The organism is Microcystis sp. BLCC-F209, from assembly GCF_041928595.1.
Taxonomy (GTDB): domain Bacteria; phylum Cyanobacteriota; class Cyanobacteriia; order Cyanobacteriales; family Microcystaceae; genus Microcystis.
In genome coordinates this window covers 1-23340 of the sequence record NZ_JBHFLL010000148.1, presented here as the reverse complement: position 1 = coordinate 23340, position 23340 = coordinate 1, and the positions used below count along the sequence as shown (strand labels likewise).

The 23340-nt window shown below is 40.6% G+C and carries 20 protein-coding genes and 1 pseudogene; 8 read left to right on the top strand and 13 right to left on the bottom strand.

All coding sequences use genetic code 11. From position 1 onward, the window contains the following. Positions 1 to 474 precede the first annotated feature (474 nt). Both leuC and ACE1AQ_RS09330 read right to left on the bottom strand, forming a co-directional pair. The gene (gene leuC, locus ACE1AQ_RS09335) at positions 475 to 1875 is read right to left on the bottom strand and encodes a 3-isopropylmalate dehydratase large subunit (RefSeq protein ID WP_172456642.1); all 1401 of its coding nucleotides are present in this window, start codon (positions 1873 to 1875) and stop codon (positions 475 to 477) included. A 287-nt stretch (positions 1876 to 2162) separates the two neighbouring features. Then, the gene (locus ACE1AQ_RS09330; protein ID WP_008196171.1) at positions 2163 to 2339 is read right to left on the bottom strand and encodes a hypothetical protein; all 177 of its coding nucleotides are present in this window, start codon (positions 2337 to 2339) and stop codon (positions 2163 to 2165) included. A 212-nt stretch (positions 2340 to 2551) separates the two neighbouring features. Here ACE1AQ_RS09330 and clpS point away from each other — a divergent pair, with 212 nt between their 5' ends. From clpS to ACE1AQ_RS09315, 3 genes are read left to right on the top strand one after another with little or no spacing between them, the layout of a single operon-like run. After that, positions 2552 to 2839 (top strand): ATP-dependent Clp protease adapter ClpS, encoded by a 288-nt coding sequence (clpS, locus tag ACE1AQ_RS09325; protein ID WP_002738526.1) that lies wholly within the window; start codon positions 2552 to 2554, stop codon positions 2837 to 2839. Next, positions 2832 to 3662 carry a CPBP family intramembrane glutamic endopeptidase gene (locus tag ACE1AQ_RS09320; protein WP_106909598.1) on the top strand — a complete coding sequence of 277 codons (831 nt, stop codon included), beginning with the start codon at positions 2832 to 2834 and terminating at the stop codon, positions 3660 to 3662. Before clpS ends, ACE1AQ_RS09320 begins: the two co-directional genes overlap by 8 nt. 52 nt (positions 3663 to 3714) lie before the next feature. After that, positions 3715 to 5238, top strand: a complete 1524-nt coding sequence (locus ACE1AQ_RS09315) for an ammonium transporter (protein WP_110544823.1) — start codon at positions 3715 to 3717, stop codon at positions 5236 to 5238. Between the two features lie 11 nt (positions 5239 to 5249). On the opposite strand, the gene ACE1AQ_RS09310 is transcribed toward ACE1AQ_RS09315, so the two are convergent. Both ACE1AQ_RS09310 and ACE1AQ_RS09305 read right to left on the bottom strand, forming a co-directional pair. Beyond that, positions 5250 to 7508, bottom strand: coding sequence for an AAA-like domain-containing protein (locus tag ACE1AQ_RS09310; protein ID WP_110544821.1), 2259 nt, complete (start codon positions 7506 to 7508; stop codon positions 5250 to 5252). Between the two features lie 176 nt (positions 7509 to 7684). Then, on the bottom strand, positions 7685 to 8941 hold the full coding sequence (locus ACE1AQ_RS09305; protein WP_110544819.1) for an AAA-like domain-containing protein: 1257 nt from the start codon (positions 8939 to 8941) through the stop codon (positions 7685 to 7687). A gap of 151 nt (positions 8942 to 9092) precedes the next feature. On the opposite strand from ACE1AQ_RS09305, the gene ACE1AQ_RS09300 reads away from it, so the two are divergent. From ACE1AQ_RS09300 to ACE1AQ_RS09280, 5 genes and pseudogenes are all read left to right on the top strand, one after another. Then, positions 9093 to 9365, top strand: coding sequence for a hypothetical protein (locus ACE1AQ_RS09300; protein WP_172456641.1), 273 nt, complete (start codon positions 9093 to 9095; stop codon positions 9363 to 9365). Between the two features lie 371 nt (positions 9366 to 9736). Continuing rightward, positions 9737 to 9988 carry a hypothetical protein gene (locus ACE1AQ_RS09295; protein ID WP_110544816.1) on the top strand — a complete coding sequence of 84 codons (252 nt, stop codon included), beginning with the start codon at positions 9737 to 9739 and terminating at the stop codon, positions 9986 to 9988. After that, complete coding sequence (locus ACE1AQ_RS09290) at positions 9975 to 10853, top strand: hypothetical protein (protein WP_110544814.1); 879 nt, start codon at positions 9975 to 9977, stop codon at positions 10851 to 10853. The genes ACE1AQ_RS09295 and ACE1AQ_RS09290 overlap by 14 nt, the downstream gene beginning before the upstream one ends. Positions 10854 to 11120: 267 nt before the next feature. Beyond that, a pseudogene (locus ACE1AQ_RS09285) lies at positions 11121 to 12315 on the top strand (hypothetical protein). Positions 12316 to 12357: 42 nt separating this feature from the next. Continuing rightward, entirely contained in the window at positions 12358 to 13137 is a 780-nt protein-coding gene (locus ACE1AQ_RS09280) for an HAD family hydrolase (protein WP_008196136.1), read from the top strand. A 401-nt stretch (positions 13138 to 13538) separates the two neighbouring features. Here the strand turns inward: ACE1AQ_RS09280 and pstB (ACE1AQ_RS09275) are convergent, their stop codons facing one another. The 9 genes from pstB (ACE1AQ_RS09275) to pstS all read right to left on the bottom strand — a co-directional run bounded on the left by pstB (ACE1AQ_RS09275) (position 13539) and on the right by pstS (position 22855). Beyond that, positions 13539 to 14345: a phosphate ABC transporter ATP-binding protein PstB gene (pstB, locus tag ACE1AQ_RS09275; RefSeq protein ID WP_081504635.1), complete on the bottom strand. Its 807-nt coding sequence runs from the start codon at positions 14343 to 14345 to the stop codon at positions 13539 to 13541. Further along, positions 14339 to 15262 (bottom strand): phosphate ABC transporter permease PstA, encoded by a 924-nt coding sequence (gene pstA / locus ACE1AQ_RS09270; RefSeq protein ID WP_008196133.1) that lies wholly within the window; start codon positions 15260 to 15262, stop codon positions 14339 to 14341. The genes pstB (ACE1AQ_RS09275) and pstA (ACE1AQ_RS09270) overlap by 7 nt, the downstream gene beginning before the upstream one ends. Before the next feature lie 2 nt (positions 15263 to 15264). Then, the gene (gene pstC, locus ACE1AQ_RS09265; RefSeq protein WP_008196131.1) at positions 15265 to 16200 is read right to left on the bottom strand and encodes a phosphate ABC transporter permease subunit PstC; all 936 of its coding nucleotides are present in this window, start codon (positions 16198 to 16200) and stop codon (positions 15265 to 15267) included. 92 nt (positions 16201 to 16292) lie between these two features. After that, positions 16293 to 17318, bottom strand: a complete 1026-nt coding sequence (locus tag ACE1AQ_RS09260) for a PstS family phosphate ABC transporter substrate-binding protein (protein ID WP_008196130.1) — start codon at positions 17316 to 17318, stop codon at positions 16293 to 16295. A gap of 334 nt (positions 17319 to 17652) precedes the next feature. Next, positions 17653 to 18450: a phosphate ABC transporter ATP-binding protein PstB gene (gene pstB, locus ACE1AQ_RS09255; RefSeq protein ID WP_110544812.1), complete on the bottom strand. Its 798-nt coding sequence runs from the start codon at positions 18448 to 18450 to the stop codon at positions 17653 to 17655. Between the two features lie 161 nt (positions 18451 to 18611). Continuing rightward, positions 18612 to 19415 carry a phosphate ABC transporter ATP-binding protein PstB gene (gene pstB, locus ACE1AQ_RS09250; RefSeq protein WP_008196122.1) on the bottom strand — a complete coding sequence of 268 codons (804 nt, stop codon included), beginning with the start codon at positions 19413 to 19415 and terminating at the stop codon, positions 18612 to 18614. Between the two features lie 193 nt (positions 19416 to 19608). Then, positions 19609 to 20502, bottom strand: a complete 894-nt coding sequence (gene pstA / locus ACE1AQ_RS09245; protein ID WP_110544810.1) for a phosphate ABC transporter permease PstA — start codon at positions 20500 to 20502, stop codon at positions 19609 to 19611. 177 nt (positions 20503 to 20679) lie between these two features. Then, positions 20680 to 21639, bottom strand: coding sequence for a phosphate ABC transporter permease subunit PstC (pstC, locus tag ACE1AQ_RS09240; RefSeq protein WP_110544807.1), 960 nt, complete (start codon positions 21637 to 21639; stop codon positions 20680 to 20682). Between the two features lie 94 nt (positions 21640 to 21733). Beyond that, on the bottom strand, positions 21734 to 22855 hold the full coding sequence (gene pstS / locus ACE1AQ_RS09235; protein ID WP_106909604.1) for a phosphate ABC transporter substrate-binding protein PstS: 1122 nt from the start codon (positions 22853 to 22855) through the stop codon (positions 21734 to 21736). Positions 22856 to 23340 lie beyond the last annotated feature (485 nt).

Genomic DNA, 23340 nt, shown 5'->3' with positions numbered 1-23340 from the left:
ATTTAAATTAACATTCCGCAATATTTATAAATTCTTAAGAATTAATTGAGAAAGATTTTTATTTAACAACGATGTTATGATAGTTACAGCGATTTGATAGAATTTCATAATGGGTTATTCTGTGCTTTTTTGGGCAGCAATGGTTAAAACCCTTGCCACACCTAGAAGGTGATCCTAATTAAGACGGGTAAATCAGTCAATTTCACCGGCAACGATGATCTTTTTTTTGTGTAGTTTTATTGCAAAAAAAAAGTTTTTTTGACAAAAAGCACAAAGTATGATATGAACACAAGGTATTTCTGGTTGCGAGTAATTATTGTAGAGAAGGGAGGAGGGAAGTGGGGAAGCTGTCTCATCACCCTATCACCCCAAAACCCTATCACCCTATCTCCTGCCTCCTGAATCCTGACTCCTGACTCCTGACTCCTGAATACTGACTCCTATCTCCTGCCTCCTATCTCACCATTGAGACAACTACTGTAACAACTCCCTGGGATCGGTGACTTCCCCTTTAATCGCTGCTGCTACCACCATCGCCGGACTCATCAACAAAGTACGCCCAGAAGCGGAACCTTGACGACCTTTAAAGTTGCGATTGGAGGAGGAAGCGCTGATCTGATCTCCCTGCAATTTATCGGGATTCATGGCTAAACACATGGAACAGCCAGCCTCGCGCCATTCAAAGCCCGATGCTAGGAAAATTTGGTCTAATCCTTCCGCTTCCGCCTGTTTTTTGACTCTTTCGGAACCGGGGACGATAAAAGCTTTCACATGGGGGGCAACACGATGACCTTGGGCAAATTTGGCCGCTTCGCGCAGATCACTGATCCGGCCGTTAGTACAGCTACCGACGAAGCAGACATCGATTTTTGTGCCTTTAATCGGGGTGCCGGGGGTGAGTTTCATGTATTGATAGGCTTCCTCTGCGATCGCTCTTTCCGTTGCCGGTAAACTTTCGGGAGTGGGAATGACTTCGTTAACTCCGATTCCTTGGCCCGGAGTGATACCCCAAGTAACTGTAGGTTCGATTTCGCCGGCATCAAAGACCACCACATCGTCATAAACTGCATCGGCATCGCTTTTAATGCTTTCCCACCAATTAACCGCACTTTCCCAGTCTTTAGGCGCAAAATCAAGACCTTTGAGGTAATCGTAGGTGATTTGATCGGGGTTGATATAACCACATCGGGCCCCACCTTCGATCGCCATGTTACAAATCGTCATCCTTTCTTCCATGGACATCCGTTCAATTGTACTACCTGCGTATTCATAGGCATAACCAACACCGCCTTTAACGCCCAATTGACGGATAATATGGAGAATTACATCTTTAGCATAGACCCCGGGGTTTAAATCGCCGTTTACCTCCACTCGACGCACTTTTAATTTCGATAGGGATAGGGTTTGGGTAGCAAGAACATCGCGTACTTGGGAAGTGCCGATGCCAAAAGCGATCGCCCCAAAAGCGCCGTGGGTGGAGGTGTGGGAGTCACCACAGGCAATCGTCATCCCGGGTTGGGTTAGGCCCTGTTCAGGAGCGATCACATGAACTATGCCCTGATTACCAGAACCGATGCCGTAGAAAGGAATATGATTGCTTTGAACATTAGTTTCGATCGCCCGGATCATTTCCTCAGCCAAATCGTCAAGGAAAGGACGCGCCTGATTTTCGGTGGGGACGATGTGATCGACGGTAGCAATAGTCCGTCCCGGAAATAATACTTTTAAACCCCTTTCTCTCAGCATCGAAAAAGCTTGGGGACTGGTGACTTCATGGACTAGATGCAGTCCGATAAATAATTGTGTCTGTCCACTGGGAAGAATCTTAACCGTGTGTGCGTCCCAGACTTTATCGAATAACGTTCTTGCGCTCATTGACCTTGGAATGATAGTCATCTCCTTGATCATATCAGCTAACCTGGTCCGATAAATATTAATTTTTTCTTTTCTCTTGGTTAGGAGGGATAATAGGTAAATAGTTCTGTTTTTGCTGGATTAAAACCATCAGTTTTTGAGTGAAACAAAGGACTTTCTAGGAGAGTGGGAAGTGAGGAGAAACAATCAATTTAAAAACTGATTTGGTCTAAGAATAACAAATTGGCGAACATATAACTAGCTATGAGGGAGAGCTTATAGAGGAGTTCCGCTTCTGTGTATCTGCCTTAGTATTTGTCTAAATCTACACATTTATCTAAGGGTAAAACATCTAAAGCTATAGACTCAAATTCCGTACTAAGACACCTTTCCCTAGGGATGACTAATATCTTAATCCTAGAATCTTTTGGTAACATTCGATGTTGAATATTGTCTTCAAGGTTTTGTAATTGGTCAGTAGCCATGGTAAAATAAGCTTAAATTAGCCAATTAATGCAATTATGATCTATCCATCTAGAAATGTCATTCCTTTGGCTGTCCCCCACTCACCAACACCCAACCCCCAACACCCAACACCCCAAGGATCACAGAAAAAGCCTAGCTCAATCTGGAAATTTTGATTATGATCATTAAGTGATTGACTTGTATTGTGATATAGATTCAAAGGAGAGACACGGTGTCCACAGAAGTGATCGAAAAGCGTTCCACAGCGACAATCCGTAAACCAGCGCCTCGTTATCGCGTTTTACTCCACAATGACGACTTTAACTCGATGGAGTATGTGGTTCAGAGTTTAATGCAAACGATCGCCGGTATGACGCAACCCCAAGCAGTTGATATCATGATGGAAGCGCACACGAATGGTACAGCCTTGGTGATTACCTGCATCCAAGAACACGCGGAATTTTACTGTGAAACCTTGAAAAATAAAGGTTTAACCAGCAGCATCGAACCCGATGAATAAAAGATTACGGGTAATTGCCACTTACCCAGTCCCCCTGCGACTGGGAATTTTTATTTTGCTCCTACTTTTTCTCTGGTTGCCGATCGCACTTCCCCTCTATCACTTTTTTGCCACTAATGCTAATCTGGTCTCAATTTTGACCCTTTCTGTTCTCTACCTGGAATTTTTGGGGTTATCCCATTGGTGGGGACGGACAATTTATGGCGATGAGGGATTAGCCGATTATGGGTTGATTTGGCGAAGAAAAACGCCGATCGAGTTAATTAACGGGTTAGCGATCGGTCTATTTTTTACTTTCTCGCTTTTTCTGTTCCAAGCGTTCCTAGGTTGGTTAAATTTCTTACCTGCAAATCCCCAGATCAGCAAAATCATCCTGGAGGGGTTTTTAGTCGCTTTAGCGGTGGGTTTTGCCGAAGAATTGCTATTTCGGGGCTGGTTACTGGGAGAATTAGAAAAGGATTATCGTCCCGCTATCGCTCTAGTGATTAGTGCCTTAATTTTTGCTCTTGCTCACTTTATTAAACCTTTAGCCGAAATTATCCGCACTTTTCCCCAATTTCCTGCCTTAGTCTTGCTAGGATTGATTCTCGGTTGGGCAAAACGCGCCTGTGGTGGTAGTTTGGGTAAAAGTATCGGTCTGCACGCGGGTTTAATCTGGGCATACTATATATTAAATGTGGGTCAGTTAATTAAATACACTGGTACTGTTCCCGATTGGTTAACTGGAATCGATAAAAATCCTTTAGCGGGAGTGATGGGTTTACTTTTCCTGACAATTCTCGCTATCTGGATCAGAAAAAAAGCAGTTTTGAGTGAACGATAGGGGATTAAATCAATTACTATAAAGGGGAAATTGCCCATGAGAGTTATAGCCGATGAATCGATTATTATCTTTTCTAGAATATCGCCCGCGTTTGCGTAATATCCTATCTTTTTGTTTCTCTCTTATCGTCATGCTGTTGATCGGTGTAGGCAAAGTCACAGCACAAGATTTAAATAATTCTACTCTGGATTTAGTTGCTAATCTCTGGATGTTAATAGCCGGCTCGTTAGTATTCTTTATGAATGCGGGTTTTGCCATGCTGGAAACGGGTTTTTGTCGTACTAATAACGCCACTAATGTCTTAGCTAAAAACCTAATTGTCTTCTGTGTTTCTGCCTTGGCTTATTGGATGTTTGGTTTCGGTTTAATGTTTGGCAATACATCAGCACTAGGGAATAGTTTCTCTGGTGATACAGGATTTTTCTTGGAAATTTTAACCCCCAATAATCAATACAGTCAATTCCAAGAACTGTGGACAGGTCGTTCAATTGCCACTTTATTTTTCTTTCAATTAACTTTTGCGGGAACTGCGGCGACCATTGTATCGGGAGCAGTGGCAGAAAGGGTTAAATTTTGGGCATTTTTGCTATTTAGTTTCTTTTTAGTTGCTTTTTCTTATTCTCTGACAGGACATTGGATTTGGTCATCGGAAGGGTGGTTATATAACTTATTTAAGTTTCGAGATTTTGCCGGTTCAACGGTGGTGCATTCGGTGGGAGGAATGGCCGGATTAGTGGGTGCTTGGTTGCTAAAACCGAGAGATGGACGCTTTGGTTATAATCGCAAAACCGATAGTTATGAAGAAAAAGAAAGAGGAAACTTTGCTCCCCATCAGTTAGGATTTGCAACCCTTGGTTGCTTAATTCTTTGGTTAGGATGGTTTGGTTTTAATGGTGGTTCGGCGGTAAATTTGGATAATGTCCCCATGGCAATTACTACCACGATGATTGCCGCTGCCGCTGGGGGAGTTTTGGCATTAATTCTTAATCCTTTAATCGGTCGCAAGGCCAGTTTATCCACAATTATTAATGGCATTTTAGGGGGATTAGTGGGGATTACGGCATCATCAGGTTATGTTAATATCAGATCAGCTATTATCATTGGTGGCATCAGTGGCATTATTGTCTTATTAGGAGAAGAATTTTTAATTAAAACTAAAGTAATTGATGATCCAGTGGGAGCAATTCCAGTACATCTTTTTTGTGGTTTTTGGGGAACAATGGCGGTGGGGTTATTTAGTAATAAAGATGCGGGAGAATTTGCTGGTCCCAATTTATTGACACAGGATAATTGGCTATCTCAAGTCGCTTTTCAATTTTTTGGATGGATTGTAGTCATGGCATTTACCTTTATTTTTAGTTTAATTCTCTGGCTAATGATTGGCAATCTCCTCTACTATATGCAAGTAATTGTTTTACGTCAAAAGAACCCACAGGTTAACTTCTCTCCTGTTGTCAGGAGTCAATCCTTCAATGTTTCTGACCTATTCTTTTTATTTTGGTCACGGGGAAGAGAAGGAATCCGAGTATCATTATCCGATGAGTTAACGGGTAGTGATGGGGTATTTAGTGATTGAAAAATTAATGTTTATTCAATAAGTTTTTGGCAATTTGGATTATCTTGCAAAGCTCGATCGATATCCGATTTCCAAGCTCTGTCATTATACCAACGTTTTGCCCAAAATTGAGCTTCTTTAAAGTTATCAGAAGTTGGGGGGATTTTGCACAAAATTTCAAAAGCACCTTCTCTACCCGGCACATTAGCGACAAAATGATTTTTAGCTAGTCCTATTGCTTGCTGAATTAACCTTAATTCAGTTAATTGAGTCCCACACTTTTCAGGAAACTGATCACCTTGTTTCCTTTCCAATTCTTGCAGTTGTTGAATAGTCCTGTTTAAGCTAATATTAAAATCTCGTTTAGCACAAATTTCTGGAATACTAGGTGATGGTGAGGGTGTCTCCACGCCATTAGGAGTCTTTTCAGGAGTCTTGAATGACAAGAAAGTAAATCCAAAAAAGCCTAATAGTGCCAAGAAAGATAATATTTTAGTTAAACCAGCAGGAGAATTCTCCACATTAACCAATTTTTCTAATTCCTGTCTAACCCATTGAACATTAAATACTTCTTTATAAATTCGATTGGTAACTTCTAGATACTCATCATTTTTAATCACTAATTCTGCTTGCTGAAGTGCCAATTTCTCCGGTTTGTTATCAGCAAAGACTCTCCCCTGCAAAATGTCTTGATAGATTTCTAATGTTGACCTAACATTTTTATCAGGAGTTAAGAGACTGTTTTGTATTTTCTGGAGATGGGCTGCCGCTTTATTTTGTAACCAATTTTCTACAATATTTTTCTGAATCAATTGTTCAATTACTGGTTTTTCTTCTCCTTCCCGCAACTCATTTTTATTGTCGATTAGCAAACCGATAACTATTTCCGTTAACTCCAAGTTACCACCCGTCCAAGCTAAAGTTTCCTCAATTAAAGCTGCTCGTTGATTCTCCTCAAATTTGGGCGTTAATTGTTTTTCAGCCAGTTGATATGCTTCCCCTTGACGTGCTATCTGTGCTTTTCGTTTGGCTGCGATTTCGCTTAACTCTAAAAAACGCTTTTCTGACTCATTAATATCTTGATTTTCACTCCAAGTTAAAGCTTCTGCTAAATCTTGATCAGAAAGAAGTTTACTAGCATCTTCTCCTGAATTTAACCAAACTTCGTACTTTTCAATGTATGGAGGGATTTTATTTAATTCCGTTGTCACCCAATTTTCATTAAAAACATTTCTATAAATCTTATTATAAACTTTTAACTTTTGTCGGTCTTGAACTACCAATCCCGTTAAGCGTAATTCTATTTGATCGGGACTACCATCATCGGTAATTTCACCATTTTTTAAAATTTCTAGGTAAAGCTTCAGCATTCTTCTACCCGTGACAAGCTTATTTAATAAACGATTCCGAATAGTTTTTAGGTGTTCTGGACTATCTTGAGATACCCAGTTACTAATTACTTGCGACTGGATAAAATCGCCGACATTAATCGGGGTTGCTGGGGATTCCTTGCCAAATCCAGGGCGAGATGTGGAGATTAAATGACAAATTTTTTGAGTTAAAAACGGTTGTCCACCTGTCCATTCTATAACCTCCTCTAAAACCCGTTCCGGTGCGACAACTTTGTCCTGCAATCCCTCGGCAAGTTTTCTGGCATCCTTTATAGTAAATCCAGATAATCGAATATCTTGACCAATATTAAAAGGACTACGATTATTATCTCGAATAAAGTTAGAAACTGCCGCTACCCCCAACATACAAAAGGTTAGACGTTGGTAATCCCTATTATGAGGACGTTCTTCATGACAGCTACGCAGCCAAGCAAAGAAATCATCTGTGGAAAAATTTAAACTCAGAACGCTATCAATTTCATCGAAACAGATAACAATAGGTTGGTATATCTCCTTTAAGAGAATTTCATCAACAAATTGATCAAGACGATTAATAGCTGATTTATAGGCTCGTTCATCCCACCAAGTTTGCTCTTTTCCCCGAATAGAAAGATTGAAGCGTTTAACCAGTTGCTCAAATAATACTCGATACCAAATATCTTCGGAGATGTTTTTTCCTATACCACTCAAATCAATGGTAGCACAATCAATATTATCCTCTTGCAGTCGTTTTTGTGTCTGTGCCCACAAACTTGATTTTCCCATCTGACGGGAATTTAACACATAGCAATACTGTCCATTTTTTAGATAGTCATAAAATATATCATCTGCTTCCCGCTTGATATAACTAGGTGCATCTAGGGGAACGCTGCCTCCAACATGATAAAAATTGGTCGCCATAGCATTAAAATTAGCAATTTGTCTGATTGGTTAAGTTCGATGAATAATTTAATCAAAGGTTATCTGTCCCTAAGCTAGTCCGCATTTAAGGTTCTGGGTTCGATGGGGGAACGGGGAACAGGTGAAAACGAATATTAGATTTAGATGTACAACAGTTTAACTCAATATATCGGATTTTAGGAGGATAGGCGATACCTAAAATAGTCGCTGTATAGTGGATAACGGGGTTGAACAGCATTCTGCACAAAGGTTACTAATCCTAAACTATGAAGTTGCCAATTAATTGTTGCACCTAAATCAACGGGAGAAGACGACTCTACAACCTTTTTCATTCCTGCTGCTAGGTTTGGATGTTCTTGTAAGTTTAGCAAATGTCCTCGCAAATGATCCCCATAAATCCCCGCTTCCTCGGCTGCTGTCTCTAAAAAATCTGCTAAAGACAGTTGTTTTTGGGTAATCCCATAAATCGCCTTTTGGATTAAATAGGGATGTCCCCCGACAAGATTAATTATTTTTTGCAGTTCATCTTCTCCCAAGTTAGCCTGATATTTATTAGCTAGAGTCAAGACCTGTTCTAGAGTAAAATCAGGTAACAGGATTTCTGTTCCTACATTCACAGGAGATTTATTCAGGTCAGCAGGAACATAATTTTCTGTGGAATAGGTGATAATTAAGTGTAACTTTTGCCAAGTATTATTATTTTTTGCCTCCTCGTGCCAAAGACGAAATAAACTAAGGAAATCGTCAGCAACGCTGGTATAGGTAAAGAGACTATCTATCTCCTCTAAAACTAAAATTAGGGGTTTATCCAGCTTTTTGAGCAAATGGTCTTCAAAATAGGCAGTACAGCTATAAAGTCCTAATCCTTCTTGCCATTTTTCCTGAAAGAGAGCTGCTAACCCTAATTTCTTGGAAATAATCAAAGCAAACCAAGAGAGCAATCGGTCTAAATCGCCGAGAATTCCTTTACTTGCCTGTAAAAAACTCAAACTGACAGTTTTATACTGTCTTTTGTCAACTTGACTCAAAATTCTATCGACTAATAGGGTTTTACCCATCCCCTTGGCTGATTTAATCCGCAATAATGAACCTGCTTGACGCACCGTCTCCAGACAAAGCTGTTCCACTGGAGGACGTTCAATATACTTGGAAAAATCCGCGGCCCGGTTTTCTCCCTCATCCTCAGACGTGGCAGCAGCTGTTTCCTCCAACTCATCCCAGTCAGCGATTTCTCGATAATCAAGGCCTAATTTTTGACAAATTTCAAAAAAATTGAGATTAGTAATCGATTTACCGTTAAGAAAAAGGCTAATAGTCGATTTTGCGAACCCTAACTCCTCAGCAAGCAGCTGTTGAGTTGCGTAACCATTGAGTTTAACTGCTTGTTTGACTCTAGGGATATATTCCGATTTTACTTTAAGCGATCGCCCCATAACCGTGAAGATTATTGAAAAATGAATGACAACCTAATCTTATCTCAAATAAATCAAACGTATCTCAGACATTTACTCAAACGTATCACAAAAAACTCAGACATATCTCAGACATGAACTTAGAGAGTGTCAGTCATGAATTCAGAGAGTGATGGATTTAACTATTTGGACTTATCTCAGTCATTCCATACTTATAAAATCAGTAGAGTGTCAGTCATTAACTCAGAGAGTAATGGATTTAAATATAAAATGTGTTTATGGAGGATTCAAAATGGGTTCTTTAAAAAAATATCTATCTTTAGGGCTTATTGTCGCCCTATTGCTTTTTGCGGGAGATAATCTCGAAATTGAACGAGCAAAATCAAATAATATGATCGATATTTTAGAGCTTGTTGTGCAGGCTCTAAAAATACTCGAGGAATAAGCTAAGTAGGTGGGTGGAATTAAATATAAAATAAACGTAGGTTGGGTTGAAGCATGAAACCCAACGCCCGCATGGGTTACGCTACCGCTAACCCATCCTACAAATAATTGTGCCTACCTACTTAATAGTACGCTATACGCCCCTACACTGGGTGCAATGTAGGGGCGCAACGTGGTCAGTAAGTTGATCGAACTGCTTGCGCCCATAATGTAAGATTGTGAACATTTTTCACCAAAAAGTAACTGGTGGGCATCATTCTATACTATAATCAGTACAGTCATGAACTAGGCTCCTGTCCATCTGACTTGATTGACGTTTTATCTAATTTGGTCTATACCCCTCAGCAACATTCCTAAATTTATTGGAATTTTATGGCTAAAACAACTGATACCAATTATTTAACCTCCGCGGAGAAGTCTCTTTTATCTGATTTACTCAAAGTTAATGCTGCCACTGTCTTGAGCTTTGAAATTGAAACAGATAGAATTGGAGAAGCTAACTTACAAGATAAATTAGAAAAACTAGCGGACAAAGGCTATATCAAAGTCAATAAAGAAGAAAGCTACAAAATCTTTACTCCCACTTGGAAAACTCGTCAGCTGAGGATAAATGGTATTTTGTAGTCAGGTTCTAACGGAATTAGATAAGTTTCCTTTTTTCAGTTCATTCACCCATTACCTATTTTTGGTAGATTCTCAGACAACTGCCGCCACCGATCTTTTTAGCGAAATACGGAAACTTCTGGGAGAAGATCGGTGGCCTTTTGTGGTGACTGCGATAATTATTGGAGTAGCAGTTGAAACTAGAAGTACCTATTTCTCAGCTTTTAGGATTCGTCATTTATTTCCCGATTTAAAAAAGGATTTTTTAAAGACTTTCCGTTTTTTATTAATTGTCAAAATTTTTGTATCAATACTTTTATACCTTTTTATTCAGTTTATATTTTCTCTATTAAGCTCAATCGAGGATAATGTATATGTGGGTTTAATCATTGCTCTAGTCTTTGGTTTTATTATTAGTTCCTTAAACCCTAATTTAGAACAAATCGACCAATTAATGAGTGGATTCAACAGCCTATCGACAATTGCCCCTGTCTCCAGTGGGATCAAAAAGATTTTAGAGCGGTACAAAGACTCTCAAATATCTATTATTAGTCCTTTAGACAAGAAATTGGTAATCAAGAAAACCAGCCTATATAATTCTATCAAGCCTAAATTTAATTGTTTTCAAATAGTTACTATTCAGAAATGCACCCAAGAATTAATCGGTGGATTTACACTGAAAGAAACGCCAGAGAAATATCAAGGAAGATTAGACGCTATCATCGGGGGAAATTTTAGTGACGAGGATACGAGAGAAAGATTAATATGGTTATTATTTGATATTATGAGTCCTGAAGAGATCAATAAAATTAGAAATCACCCAGATCAATCAGAAATTTTAAAAAGACTGCGAGACATAGAACAGGAGAATAGTAGGATAAATTAAACTTCGGACTGTTAATTAAATACACTTGTACTGTTTATGATCGATTAACTGGAATCGATAAAAATCCTTGAGGGGGAGTGATGGGTTGACTTTTCCTGACAATTCTCGCTATCTGGATCAGAAAAAAGGCAGTTTTGAGTGAACGATAGGGGATTAAATCAATTACTATAAAGGGTAAATTGCCCATGAGAGATATTTTTCTGAAGCTAGAAGGGTATATTAAGAAGGTGAGAGATTCCGATCGACGCTTATTGAGATAAATCTATTATGCTTATTTACTTCATTCATGGAGTGGCCACAAGAGATGCTAGTTATGCCAATAAATTAATTAAACTAATTGAAGAAGAATGTAAACGCAAAAATCTGATTATTCCCTACTGTTATGCAGGATTTTGGGGAAATGTCCTCAAAGTAACTGGAAAATTATGGCGAGATATCGAGCAAGAATTACAGACACAAAAACAGAAAAAATAGTAATTTTAACCAAGAGCAATCCTTTCGCTATCAAAATTTTAGAAAAGAGTATTTATCTTATTTTATCGGTGACGCATTTAGCTATTTAGGCAGTGATCGAGGAAAACAAATTCGCCGCATTATTGCCGATCAATTAATCGATCTCGTTCAAGCTCACCCCCGGGAAACCGAATTACATATAGTTGCCCATTCTTTGGGTACTGTAATCCTTTGGGATCTGTTATTTTCTGAGCGTTTTGACCCGAAGGATCCCGCTCATGAGATTCGTGATCTTATCGGTAAAGAACGGGGGAAGCTTTCCCTATCTAGTGTAACAACAATGGGTTCACCGATCCCATTTTTAAATTTAACTTTAGGCATTGATACCAATCAAATTTTAAAATTTATTACCCAGCATCAAAGTCAGCGTTTGCTCTGGAATAATCTGATCAATTCCTCCGATATTATCGCTTATCCAATTCGTCCTCTTTTTGATTCTATAACCGATGTATCCAAGATTTTGATAAGCGATTATTATCTAGAAGCGACTGGCAATATTTTTGATTCTGTAGAAATTGCTGCCGTTGTCTTAAATTCCATTAATGCTCATACCTATTACCTAGCATCAGATAAAGTGGCCAAAAATATCGTAGAGACAATTTATTTTGATCAGCACGATTATAATAATGGCAATAGTTACGGCAATAACACCTGTGTTGAGCTTGCCATAGAAAGAATAGCTAAAATATCTGGAGTGACTAAAGATCTGGCAAAAATGAAATCTTTAAAAGAAAAAATATTACTAGAAGGTAAATTTAAAGATGCCAGTGGTTATATTTATTTAAGCTCAGATTTATATCGTGTTCATCATGTTTATATACAGGACAATCACCAAAATATTGTATATGCTGTATATGTGGGTTGGATTCATGTAGAGGGATTGAAAAATTCTGTCACCGAAATCATCAGACAGCTATGTTATGTGAACGATGAAGCAAAGAATAGCTAATAGCTGCGCTATACTGCCATTATTGAGATTAAACCAGCATTTATGAATCAATCCCCCCGCATTCTAGCACTGGATTTTGATGGTGTTCTTTGTGATGGCATGATCGAGTATTTTCAGATTAGCAAACGCACCTATGAAACCCTTTGGCCGGAAATAATTCCCGAGGATTTTTTCCCGAGGTTTTCGCAACTTCGTCCCGTTATCGAAACCGGTTGGGAAATGCCTTTACTGTTGCGATCGCTCGTTCTCGATATTCCCGACGGGGAAGCTTTAAATAATTGGCCGTCAATTCGGCAAAATCTGCTAGAAAGGGAGAAAATAGCGAAAAAAGTTCTCTCAAATGCCCTCGATGGTCTTAGAGATCGATGGATTGAGTCGGATCTAGAGTCTTGGTTAGCCTTACATCAATTTTATCAACCCGCGATCGATCGCCTAGCCTCTCTTTTAGACTCGGATTTTTTGGTTTATATCATCACCACCAAAGAAAGTCGTTTTGTCAAGCAATTGTTACAAAAAGTAGCAATTAATTTTCCTGCGGCGAGATTAATTGGCAAGGAAATTAAACAGCCAAAATACCTGACTATTCAGCAAATACTGGCTGATTTACCGGAATCCCCCGCCAATTTGTGGTTTGTCGAGGATCGTCTCGATGCGTTGGAATTAGTGGAGCAACAAGCAGATTTAAACGATGTGGGCTTATATTTAGCCGATTGGGGATATAATACCGCTCAAATGCGCCAAAAAGTCGCTCAAGATACCCGCATTAAGCTGTTATCCCTAGCTCAATTTGCGGCAGACTTTACCCACTGGGAAAGTCAGTGACGAGGAATATTCAAACTTCGTCCATTCTCCCATGAGCATTGTTAAGCTTTCTTTATACACTTGTACTAATTGTCAATTTCTTCTACAATGGCCATAGGTCGATATTCTAGAAATTTTGTGGAGCTATGATTGATACTAAATCCTGTTTAAAAAGTATAGGATAGTGGGGAAGTGGGGTGTGGGGTGTGGGGTGTGGGGTGTGGGGAATTATGAATTATGAATTAGGGAGTGGGGAAGTGGGGGAGTGGGGGAGTGGAGCATTTGGATGAAATTTCCCTATCACCCTATCACCCCAAAACCCTATCACCCTATCTCCTGACTCCTGAATCCTGACTGCTGACTGCTGACTGCTGCCCTACGAACAGCTTAATTGCTTTCTCTCCCCAAACAATTGCGATTTTTTAACCAAATCGACCACTAATATATTCTTTTGTTTTCTCGTGAGTTGGTTCTTGAAACATAATTTTAGTTTGTCCAAACTCCATCAGTTCACCCAAATACATAAAAGCTGTGTAATCAGAAATCCGGGCTGCCTGTTGCATACTGTGGGTGACGATTAAAATGGTAACTTTTTCCTCTAATTTACCAATTAGTTCTTCTATACTATTAGTGGCGATCGGATCGAGAGCGGAAGTGGGTTCATCAAAGAGGATAATTTCAGGATCCGTAACTAAAGCGCGGGCAATACAGAGACGTTGTTGTTGTCCCCCCGATAAATCGTAGGCACTGGTGTTGAGACGATCCTTGACTTCATCCCACAAAGCGGCACCGCGCAAAGCTTGTTCTACTTTATAATCGATAAACTCCCGTTTTTTTTCACCCCTAACCCGCAAACCGTAGGCGACATTTTCGTAAACAGATTTCGGGAAAGGGTTCGGTTTTTGGAAAACCATACCAATCCGCATCCGCACCTCGATCGGATCGACCTTGTGAGCTAAAATATTGACTGTATCGATATAAATGCCCCCTTCGTAGCGATTAGCGGCATAAAGGTCGTGCATTCGATTAAAACAGCGCAAAAGCGTCGTTTTACCGCAGCCAGAGGGGCCAATTAGAGAGGTGACTTGTCTTTCGGGAATGGTGAGATTGATACTTCGCAAAGCGGGTTTATTGGTGCCAGCGTAGTAAAAGTCAAGGTTTCTCACCTCGGCTTTTGGTTGAAATTCTTTGATATTAGACATCATTGAGGGAAAAATAGAGTTTACCATTTGATACCTTTGCGGAAACGATAGCGGAGATAGATAGCTACAGCGTTCATACCGAGAGTCATCACAATCAACACTGTACCAGCGGCAGCCGCATTGACTTCAAATTCTGGCTCTGGACGAGAAACCCAGTTAAACATCTGAATAGGCATAACTGTAAAGGGTGCTTTCAGCCAATTAAAGTTAATAAAGGGAAAATTTGCTTGTAAAGGAGCATCGGGTAGAAAGGCAATAAATGTGAGCGCACCAATAGTAATCACGGGAGCCGTTTCTCCAATCGCTCTGGAAAGCCCGATGATCACACCAGTGAGGATACTACCGAAGGAGTAGGGAAGAATATGATCGGCCACTACTTGCCATCTACTTGCTCCCACGGCATAGGCCGCTTCCCGGAGACTGTTGGGTATTGCCCGAATTGCCTCTCTGGTGGTGACAATAACCACAGGTAGGATCAGCAAAGCTAGGGTTAAACCGGCGGCAATAATACTTTGTCCGAGATTGAATTGATAGACAAATAAACCGAGGGCGAGTAAACCATAGATAATTGAGGGAACACCCGCTAAATTAGTGACGTTAATCTCAATAATTGCTGAAAGCCAATTTTTCTTACTATATTCTTCCAGATAAATTCCCGCCGCAATACCGAGAGGAATCGCAATCAAAGCTGTTACCAACATCACTAGCAAGGTTCCCACCCAAGCGGAAAGAATACCAGCTTCTTCAGGGTGACGACTAGGAAAAGAAGTAAAAAACTGGGGGGTAATGCGCGGCAACCCTGCTATCATCATCTGGGCGATCAGGATAAAGAGAATTAGGGTAGAAACAAAAATAATCAACAACCCTAAGCCAGAAAATACAGTGCTAATCAGCTTGCGCCGTTCAATATTAGCTCTTAAATTCGATAATTGTTCTTGCTGCATGGTTAGTAAACCTCTCGATATTTTTTGGCGAGGAAATAACCGATAATATTAAAGATTAAAGTCAAAATGACTAGCATAATACCGGCGGCAAAAATTGATTGATACTCGATCGAACCGTGGGGTAAATCGCCTAAACTAACCTGAACAATATAAGCGGTAATGGTGGCCGCTTCACTAAAGGGATTGAAGGTTAAATTTGGCTGTAATCCTGCGGCGATCGCTACAATCATCGTTTCTCCCACGGCCCGGGAAACTCCTAAAATATAAGCGGCACTAATACCAGAAATAGCGGCAGGCAAAACCACATTTAAAGCAGTTTGTAAACGAGTTGCTCCGGTAGCATAGGAACCTTCCCGGAGGGTCAAAGGTACGGCACGCATGGCATCTTCACTGATGGAACTAATCAGGGGAATAATCATTAATCCCATGACCAAACCAGCACTGAGCATATTAAATGAAGGTAAGTCAGGCAAAAAAGTTTGTAGGAAAGGGGTGACATTTAAAAAGGCAAAATAACCATAAACTACTGTCGGTATAGCCGCTAATAATTCTAGACAAGGTTTAACCACTTCTCGCAGACGCGGGGGGGCAAATTCACTAAGATAAATAGCGGCAATTGTTCCCAAAGGAACAGCGACAAACATCGCCACGATCGAAGTGGTTAAGGTTCCCGAAAGTAGCGGTATAATACCATAACGAGGATCGGCAAAAAGCGGACTCCAAACCGTATCGGTTAGGAATTGAATCAGGGGAACTTTCTCGAAAAAATGCACGGATTCTACAATCAAAACCTCCATAATGCCGATAGTAGTGGCAACAGAGGAAAAAGCCGCCAAAAATAGAATAACTTCAATAATAGTTTCTTTGAGGTTGCGAATCTTTTTGGGAGTAGCTGCCTGAATCCAGACACTCTCTGATTTAATTTCTGGTTTAGTCATGCTTTAAATATCTAGTTGCTAGTTTTTTTAATTCAACTCCAAAAACGGGGAAGATAATCGCTTCCCCATTCCATTTATTGGCAGATAAGCAACTATTCTTTAGCTTCTAGCTGGACAATATCTTGGATGGTTAAACCCACCACATCTCGGCCAACGAATACACTCCCTGTTTTATTATTTCTAAAGTTTCTCATTACCGATTGATAGACATTAGCGGGTAAAGGAACATACTTAACTTCCCGGACTAATTTGGGAGCATTATTGATGAAAAATTCGACAAAACTTTTCACCTCTGGACGTTTAGCCGCATTAGCATTAACGTAGATAAAAACAGGACGGGAAAGGGGATTATATTTACCGTTGTTGACATTTTCTGCTGAGGGAGGTACGGCCCCTTTGCCGTTATCAATGGCTAGAGCTTTCAGACGACCTTTATTCGCTTCATAATAGGCATAGCCAAAGTAACCTAAAGCGTTACGATCTCTGATAACTCCCTGCACTAGAACGTTATCATCTTCACTGGGGGTAAAGTCGGTGCGACTTTTCTTCGATTCACCGACAATTGCCTCGGTAAAGTAATCGAATGTTCCCGAATCTGCACCTGGTCCGAACAGTTTTAGGTTGGCATTAGGCCATTTAGAATTAACTTGATTCCACTTAGTGATCTTGCCTTGAGCAGCGGGTTCCCACATTTTTTTCAGTTCAGAAACCTTGATGCTATTAAGGGGATTTTGTTTATTGACTACCACTGTTAAAGCATCAAAAGCGATCGGCAATTCTAAGAATTTAACGCCATTTTTAGCGCACAATTGACGCTCAGAATCCTTAATTGGACGAGAAGCATTAGAAATATCCGTTTCACCAGCACAGAATTTTTTAAAACCGCCACCTGTTCCCGAAATACCCACAGTTACCTGTGTCTGACGATTTATCTTTTGAAATTCTTCCGCTACTGCTTCTGTAATTGGGTAAACGGTGCTAGAACCATCAATTTTGATAGTATTGCGGCTTTGGGAATTAACCGCCGGGATGGTGAGAGCTAGGGCCGCTCCTACTGCCGCTAAACCAGCGCTGATTGTCCATCGATTTAGTTTGAATTGGAAATTCTGCATACTCATTTCGCTAATTATTGCTGATTCGGGAATAAAAAAATTAACTCTCAGGTTGGATTGTACATAAAACCCCAAAATTATGATCAATTATTTTAGTTAATTTAAGGTTAAGGTTAAGATTTAGTTTGGTTAAATTTAGTTTAAGTTTAGGTTAATTAAGCTTAACTTAAACAAATATCTCTCACATTTTTGGTTATTTAAATTAGTTGATGACCACCCTATTGCAAATTAAAGTCAGTCAAAACGCTCAATAATGTAGTTTTATTAGATAATAACAAGAAAAAATCAGAACAAGTTGATTAACTCATCCCGATAATTGATCTCAAAAAGACTAAAGTAATTAACCAAAACGACCGCTAACATAATCTCTAGTGGACTCTTGAGCGGGATTTTGAAAGATAACCTCGGTGCGATCATATTCCACTAAATAACCTACTTTACCCCCTTTTGGGGTCGGTTCAGCATTATAAAAAGCCGTTAAATCAGAAACCCGCGACGCTTGTTGCATATTATGAGTAACAATAACTATAGTATATTGGGTTTTCAATTCGTGAATTAATTCCTCAATTTTTAGGGTAGAAATTGGATCGAGTGCCGCACAGGGTTCATCCATTAAAACAACTTCCGGTTTAACCGCAATAGCGCGAGCAATACATAACCTTTGTTGTTGTCCCCCCGATAAAGCTAAACCACTTTCTTTGAGTTTATCTTTAACATCATCCCAGAGAACGGCTTTTTTTAAAGATTCTTCCACTAATTGATCCATATCACCGATGTAACCATTTAATCGCGCCCCAAAAGCGATATTTTCATAGATAGATTTAGGGAAAGGATTCGGTTTCTGAAAAACCATACCAATGCGACTGCGTAACCCGATAGGATTAACGGAATTACCATAAATATCTTGACCGCGAAAGGTAACTTTTCCCTCGATTTTGGCACTTTTAACTAGATCATTCATGCGATTAAAACAGCGCAAAACCGTACTTTTTCCGCAGCCAGAAGGACCGATAAAAGCGATCGCTTTTTTCTCAGGAATATCAAGGTTAACATCACGAACAGCAAGATTAGAACCATAGTAAACATTTAAGTTTTTGGTTCTCAAAACCGCATCGGTAACAACATCGTTACTATACATAATTTTCAAAGGAAATAAGGAGATGGGTGTTTTTTTTCAGTGACCAGTAAACAGTAATCAGTGAAAAGAAAACTCCAAACTTGCCACTTTATACTGATAACTGATAACTGATAACTGATAACTGATAACTGATAACTGATAACTGATAACTGATAACTGATTTAGCCAAAACGTCCACTAACATAATCTTTAGTTGCTTTTTCTTGAGGATCACTAAAGATTTTGTCCGTATGATCAAACTCGACTAGATAACCGATTTTGCCACCTTTATCGGTGGGTTCAGCGTTATAAAAAGCGGTTAAATCCGCTACTCTGGTGGCTTGTTGCATATTGTGAGTAACAATGATAATTGTATAACGTTCTTTTAATTCGTGCATTAACTCCTCAACTTTTAAAGTTGAAATTGGATCCAGTGCCGAACAGGGTTCATCCATTAATAATACTTCTGGTTGAGCGGCAATAGCGCGAGCAATACATAATCTTTGTTGTTGTCCCCCCGATAGGGAAAAACCGCTTTCTTTTAGTTTATCTTTTACTTCTTCCCAGAGAGCAGCCCGACGCAAGGAAGTTTCTACTAATTCATCTAAATCGCCTTTATAACCATTTAATCGCGCTCCGTAAACCACATTATCATAGATGGATTTGGGAAAAGGATTAGGGCGCTGGAACACCATACCGATGTATTTTCTGACTTCGACAGGATCCACCTCTTGAGAGTAAATATCTTGGTTATGATAAAAAACTTTGCCGTCAATACGAAAACCGTGGATTAAATCATTGAGACGATTAAAACACCTGAGAATGGTACTTTTTCCACAGCCAGAGGGTCCGATAAAAGCGGTGACTCTATTTTTGGGAATATCGATGGAAACGTCCCGCACTGCTCGATAATTACCATAGTAAATATCAGCCTTATCGACCTTTAAAACGGTTCCTGTAGAATGGGGGTTAGAATTAGTTAGCATAAATTATTTCAATTGAATTTGGATAATTGAGGAATTGGAAAGATAGGTAGATTTTTACTTAAATATCCCTTTTTACTTTTTCCTTGACTTAAGTAGGGAGGCACAATTATTTGTAGGATGGGTTAGCGATAGCGTAACATAATCGGGCGTTGGGTTTCATGCTTCAACCCAACCTACGTTCTTTTTCCTTGACTTAATAGGTTTTCTGGCGCGTGGCTAAACGGGATAAAATGTTAGTTACCAACACCAAAAACACCAGAATTAAAGCTCCTGCCCAAGCTAATTGCTGTTGGGGGGCAAAAGGGGCAGTAGCAAAGTTGAAAACCAGGACCGAAAGGGTGGCAATCGGTTCAAAGACACCCCGGGGCCAAAAGTTAGAGAATAATGCCGTAAAAATTAAAGAGGCCGTTTCTCCAGCCGCCCTAGCAATTGCTAAAGTAACACCGGTCAAAATAGCGGGAACTGCGGCAGGAAGGACGATTTTTAGGACGGTTTGGTAGTTATAGGCCCCTAAACCCATGGCCGCCCAGCGGATGTCTTGGGGAACGATTTTTAAAGCCTCATCGGTAGTTCTAATAATAGTCGGTAACATTAACACCGCTAAACCGATCGAACCGGCAAGGGCAGAAAAGCCTAAAAGGGCTGTTCCTTCGCCAAATAATGGCGCAACTAGCAAACCGTAGGCGAAAACCCCGACAATAATCGAAGGGACACCCGCTAAAACGTTGGTAGCAAAGCGCACACCCTGGGCAAGTTTGTTATCACCGCTAAATTCCGAGAGATAAACCGCCGCTAAAACGCCAATGGGAACTGCGATCGCCGTAGCGAGGGCAACGACGATAATTGTGCCTAAAATGGCGTTAGCGATGCCTCCCCCTCCTAACCCCGGCGGTGGCGGTAATTTGGTAAAGAGATTGGCGTTTAAACGGCCCACCCCTTGCACAAAAACGAAGCCTAGGACGGCAAAGAGGGGAATCACGGTTACGGCTAAACATAAACCCGATAGGACGGTCATAATTGTCCCCAATAGCGATCGAGGACTACTCGGTTTCTTTTTGAGATTATTGCCTAAATTCGCACTATCCATATCAGTTATCAGTTATCAGTTATCAGTTATCAGTAAACAGTAATCAGTGAAGAGTGAACAGTAAACAGTAATCAGTAAACAGTGAACAGTAATCAGTGAACAGTGAAAAGACAGCAGTAAACTGCCATTTGATGATGAACACTTAATACTCAAAACTCAAAACTGATAACTGATGGCTTAATACTTAGCTTTAACGCGATTAACGATTAATTCGGCGAAGATATTGACTACTAGGGTCAAAACCAAGAGAACAAAACCCGCATACATGAGCGCCGATACTTGCATTCCCGAGGCTTCGGCGAATTGGTTAGCCAATAAGGAAGCGATCGTGTTAGCAGGAGCGAGAATAGAGGCACTAATGCGGTTAGAATTGCCGATAATCATCGTTACTGCCATGGTTTCCCCTAAAGCGCGCCCTAAAGCTAACATAATCCCCCCGACAATCCCAGAAAAAGCGGCAGGAATTAATACCCGAAAAATTGTTTCCCAACGGGTGGCCCCCAAACCGAGGGAAGCTTGCCGCAAATCCGGCGGTAAAGCGGCCAAAGAGTCACGAGAGATAGCGATAATAATCGGCAGGATCATAATTGCTAAAATAACCCCCGCCGGTAACATCCCGGGACCCCCTAAAGGAGTACTAAACAGAGGAATCCAACTAAAATTAGCATTTAACCAGTTACCAAGGGGTCTGAGGATAGGAATTAGTACAAAAATACCCCATAATCCGTAAACAACACTGGGAATAGCGGCCAAAAGTTGTACGAGAAAAACCAAAATTGTCCGCGCATTTAAGGGAATAAAATCTTCGCTTAAAAAAATGGCTGAACCGATACCGAGGGGAACGGCAATCAGGAGGGCAATCAGAGAACTAACGAGAGTTCCGTAGATAACGGGCAGAACTCCGAATTCTTCCCGACCGCGCACGGGATTCCAAGCACTACTGGTCAAAAATCCCAGACCAAAGCTTTGAATCGCTGGTAAAGCCCGAACAAAAATAACTAGAGCAATCAGGAGCAAAATTAGCCCAATAGCGATGGCAAAGGCGGTGGTTAACCCAACAAAGCCTTTATCAAGGATTTTTTCCGATTCTGGACGTTCTTTAAAATTTGAGTCGGGTGGAACTGTGGGCGCACTCATGATTAGGGTTTAAATCCAGCTAGTTTGCGGTAGCTAAGGGAGAAATTGGCCTTTCTCCACTACTATTGTAACTTTGAATACATTTTTTCGGCGACTAATCCACCCTGATTGTGTAATCGGGATAGATGACATCGGCAGCGGCGGCTACTCGTTCCCGGACGTTTTTCGGTAGGGGAATATAACCAAGGGCGGCGGACTGTTCCTGTCCCTGATTGAGTCCAAATTCGATCATCGCCTCCATAGCTAAAGCTTTTTGGGGATTGTCGTATTTTTTATAAACCAACATCCAACTATAGGTGACAATGGGGTAGGAATTTTCCCCCGGGGGATCGACGATAAAAGCGCGTAAATTTTCAGGCAGTTCAACGTTAGCGAGGGTAGCAGCGGCGTTGGTTTCATCGGGAATGACAAATTTACCCGCCTGATTTTGCAGGGCGGCCATGGGCAGGTTATTATTTTTAGCGAAACCGTACTCAATATAACCGATCGAGCCTTGATTTTGTTGAATTAGGGCAGTTACACCCTCATTGCCCCTACCGCCGAGAAATTTACCTTTTTTGGTCGGCCATTGTACGGCTTTTCCTTCTCCGATGCTTTTTTTCCATTCGGGACTAACGGCGCTTAAAAACTTAGTAAAAACTCCCGTTGTTCCGCTACCGTCTGCCCGGTGAACTACGGTAATTTCTTGATTGGGTAGTTTTAAATCGGGGTTATCGGCGGCAATTTTGGCATCGTTCCAACGGGTAATCGTGCCTAAAAAGATGCCTACATAGGCTTCCCTGCTTAGTTTCAGCCCTTCTACTCCGGGCAAATTATAAGCCATAACGATGCTTCCCGCCGTCATCGGTAGCAGTAAAACCCCGCGGCTAACTCTGGCCATATCCTCGTCACTCATGGCCACATCGGAAGCGCCAAAATCGATCGTACCTTGGATAAATTGTTCGACTCCCGCCCCGCTACCGGTAGATTGATAGTTAATTAGCAGTTTAGAAAATAGTTGATTAATGGTGACAAACCAGTTTTGATATAGGGGTGCAGGAAAAGAAGCGCCCGCACCATTGAGAGCGACCTCTCCTTGCAGAGGAACCTGGGCGATTCTATTGCTTCCCTCTCCGCCGGTTCCCGCCGTATCGCCGCCCCCACAAGCGGTTAAAGTCGCTGTTAGAGTCGCTAGGGATAAGGCTGTTAGTAAATTGGTCTTGTTTCTGCTGGCCATAGGATTAATTTTGATCCGTAAACTGCCTTAAATCTTACGCTAAAAGTTACCACTGCTTGGTAAAGAATAGGTTAAGAAGTGAATAAAAGAACATAATGTATTGTCAAGAAAAATTTTCTCGATAACTAGACAAAAATCTCAACTTCTTTTACTATTTATTTTGACTAAACATTAGTTTTAAGTCGCGGGTAAAGCCGCTAACTTTTCCTGTTTAGATAGGGGGTTTCTCTTTCTCTATCATTATAGGGACGTAAAAACAACAAAGAAAAGATTAAGGTTTTTAGTCATCATCCCTCAGCCTTGAATCAGTTATCAGTTATCAGTTATCAGTTATCAGATGTGAGTGGGAGCATCCCAATTATGTAATGAGTATAAATGCTCGGAAGGGGGAGAAGGCTTTTGTAGTAACGATTCTGGTTTGAATCACACAATTTAGAGAACCGTTAAAAATCTATGAACTCCCGAAAAGGCTTGCCATCTAAGCA

What these genes read in the sequence shown, in the direction of transcription:
- pstC (WP_008196131.1), bottom strand. Translation starts at nt 16,200, where the DNA reads ATGACTAAACCAGAAATTAAATCAGAGAGTGTCTGGATTCAGGCAGCT.
- ACE1AQ_RS09305 (WP_110544819.1), bottom strand. Translation starts at nt 8,941, where the DNA reads ATGGGGCGATCGCTTAAAGTAAAATCGGAATATATCCCTAGAGTCAAA.
- ACE1AQ_RS09330 (WP_008196171.1), bottom strand. Translation starts at nt 2,339, where the DNA reads ATGGCTACTGACCAATTACAAAACCTTGAAGACAATATTCAACATCGA.
- ACE1AQ_RS09290 (WP_110544814.1), top strand. Translation starts at nt 9,975, where the DNA reads ATGGTATTTTGTAGTCAGGTTCTAACGGAATTAGATAAGTTTCCTTTT.
- ACE1AQ_RS09315 (WP_110544823.1), top strand. Translation starts at nt 3,715, where the DNA reads ATGAATCGATTATTATCTTTTCTAGAATATCGCCCGCGTTTGCGTAAT.
- pstB (WP_081504635.1), bottom strand. Translation starts at nt 14,345, where the DNA reads ATGGTAAACTCTATTTTTCCCTCAATGATGTCTAATATCAAAGAATTT.
- pstB (WP_110544812.1), bottom strand. Translation starts at nt 18,450, where the DNA reads ATGTATAGTAACGATGTTGTTACCGATGCGGTTTTGAGAACCAAAAAC.
- pstC (WP_110544807.1), bottom strand. Translation starts at nt 21,639, where the DNA reads ATGAGTGCGCCCACAGTTCCACCCGACTCAAATTTTAAAGAACGTCCA.
- leuC (WP_172456642.1), bottom strand. Translation starts at nt 1,875, where the DNA reads ATGAGCGCAAGAACGTTATTCGATAAAGTCTGGGACGCACACACGGTT.
- pstA (WP_110544810.1), bottom strand. Translation starts at nt 20,502, where the DNA reads ATGGATAGTGCGAATTTAGGCAATAATCTCAAAAAGAAACCGAGTAGT.
- pstB (WP_008196122.1), bottom strand. Translation starts at nt 19,415, where the DNA reads ATGCTAACTAATTCTAACCCCCATTCTACAGGAACCGTTTTAAAGGTC.
- ACE1AQ_RS09300 (WP_172456641.1), top strand. Translation starts at nt 9,093, where the DNA reads ATGGATTTAACTATTTGGACTTATCTCAGTCATTCCATACTTATAAAA.
- pstS (WP_106909604.1), bottom strand. Translation starts at nt 22,855, where the DNA reads ATGGCCAGCAGAAACAAGACCAATTTACTAACAGCCTTATCCCTAGCG.
- ACE1AQ_RS09320 (WP_106909598.1), top strand. Translation starts at nt 2,832, where the DNA reads ATGAATAAAAGATTACGGGTAATTGCCACTTACCCAGTCCCCCTGCGA.
- ACE1AQ_RS09260 (WP_008196130.1), bottom strand. Translation starts at nt 17,318, where the DNA reads ATGAGTATGCAGAATTTCCAATTCAAACTAAATCGATGGACAATCAGC.
- ACE1AQ_RS09310 (WP_110544821.1), bottom strand. Translation starts at nt 7,508, where the DNA reads ATGGCGACCAATTTTTATCATGTTGGAGGCAGCGTTCCCCTAGATGCA.
- pstA (WP_008196133.1), bottom strand. Translation starts at nt 15,262, where the DNA reads ATGCAGCAAGAACAATTATCGAATTTAAGAGCTAATATTGAACGGCGC.
- ACE1AQ_RS09295 (WP_110544816.1), top strand. Translation starts at nt 9,737, where the DNA reads ATGGCTAAAACAACTGATACCAATTATTTAACCTCCGCGGAGAAGTCT.
- ACE1AQ_RS09280 (WP_008196136.1), top strand. Translation starts at nt 12,358, where the DNA reads ATGAATCAATCCCCCCGCATTCTAGCACTGGATTTTGATGGTGTTCTT.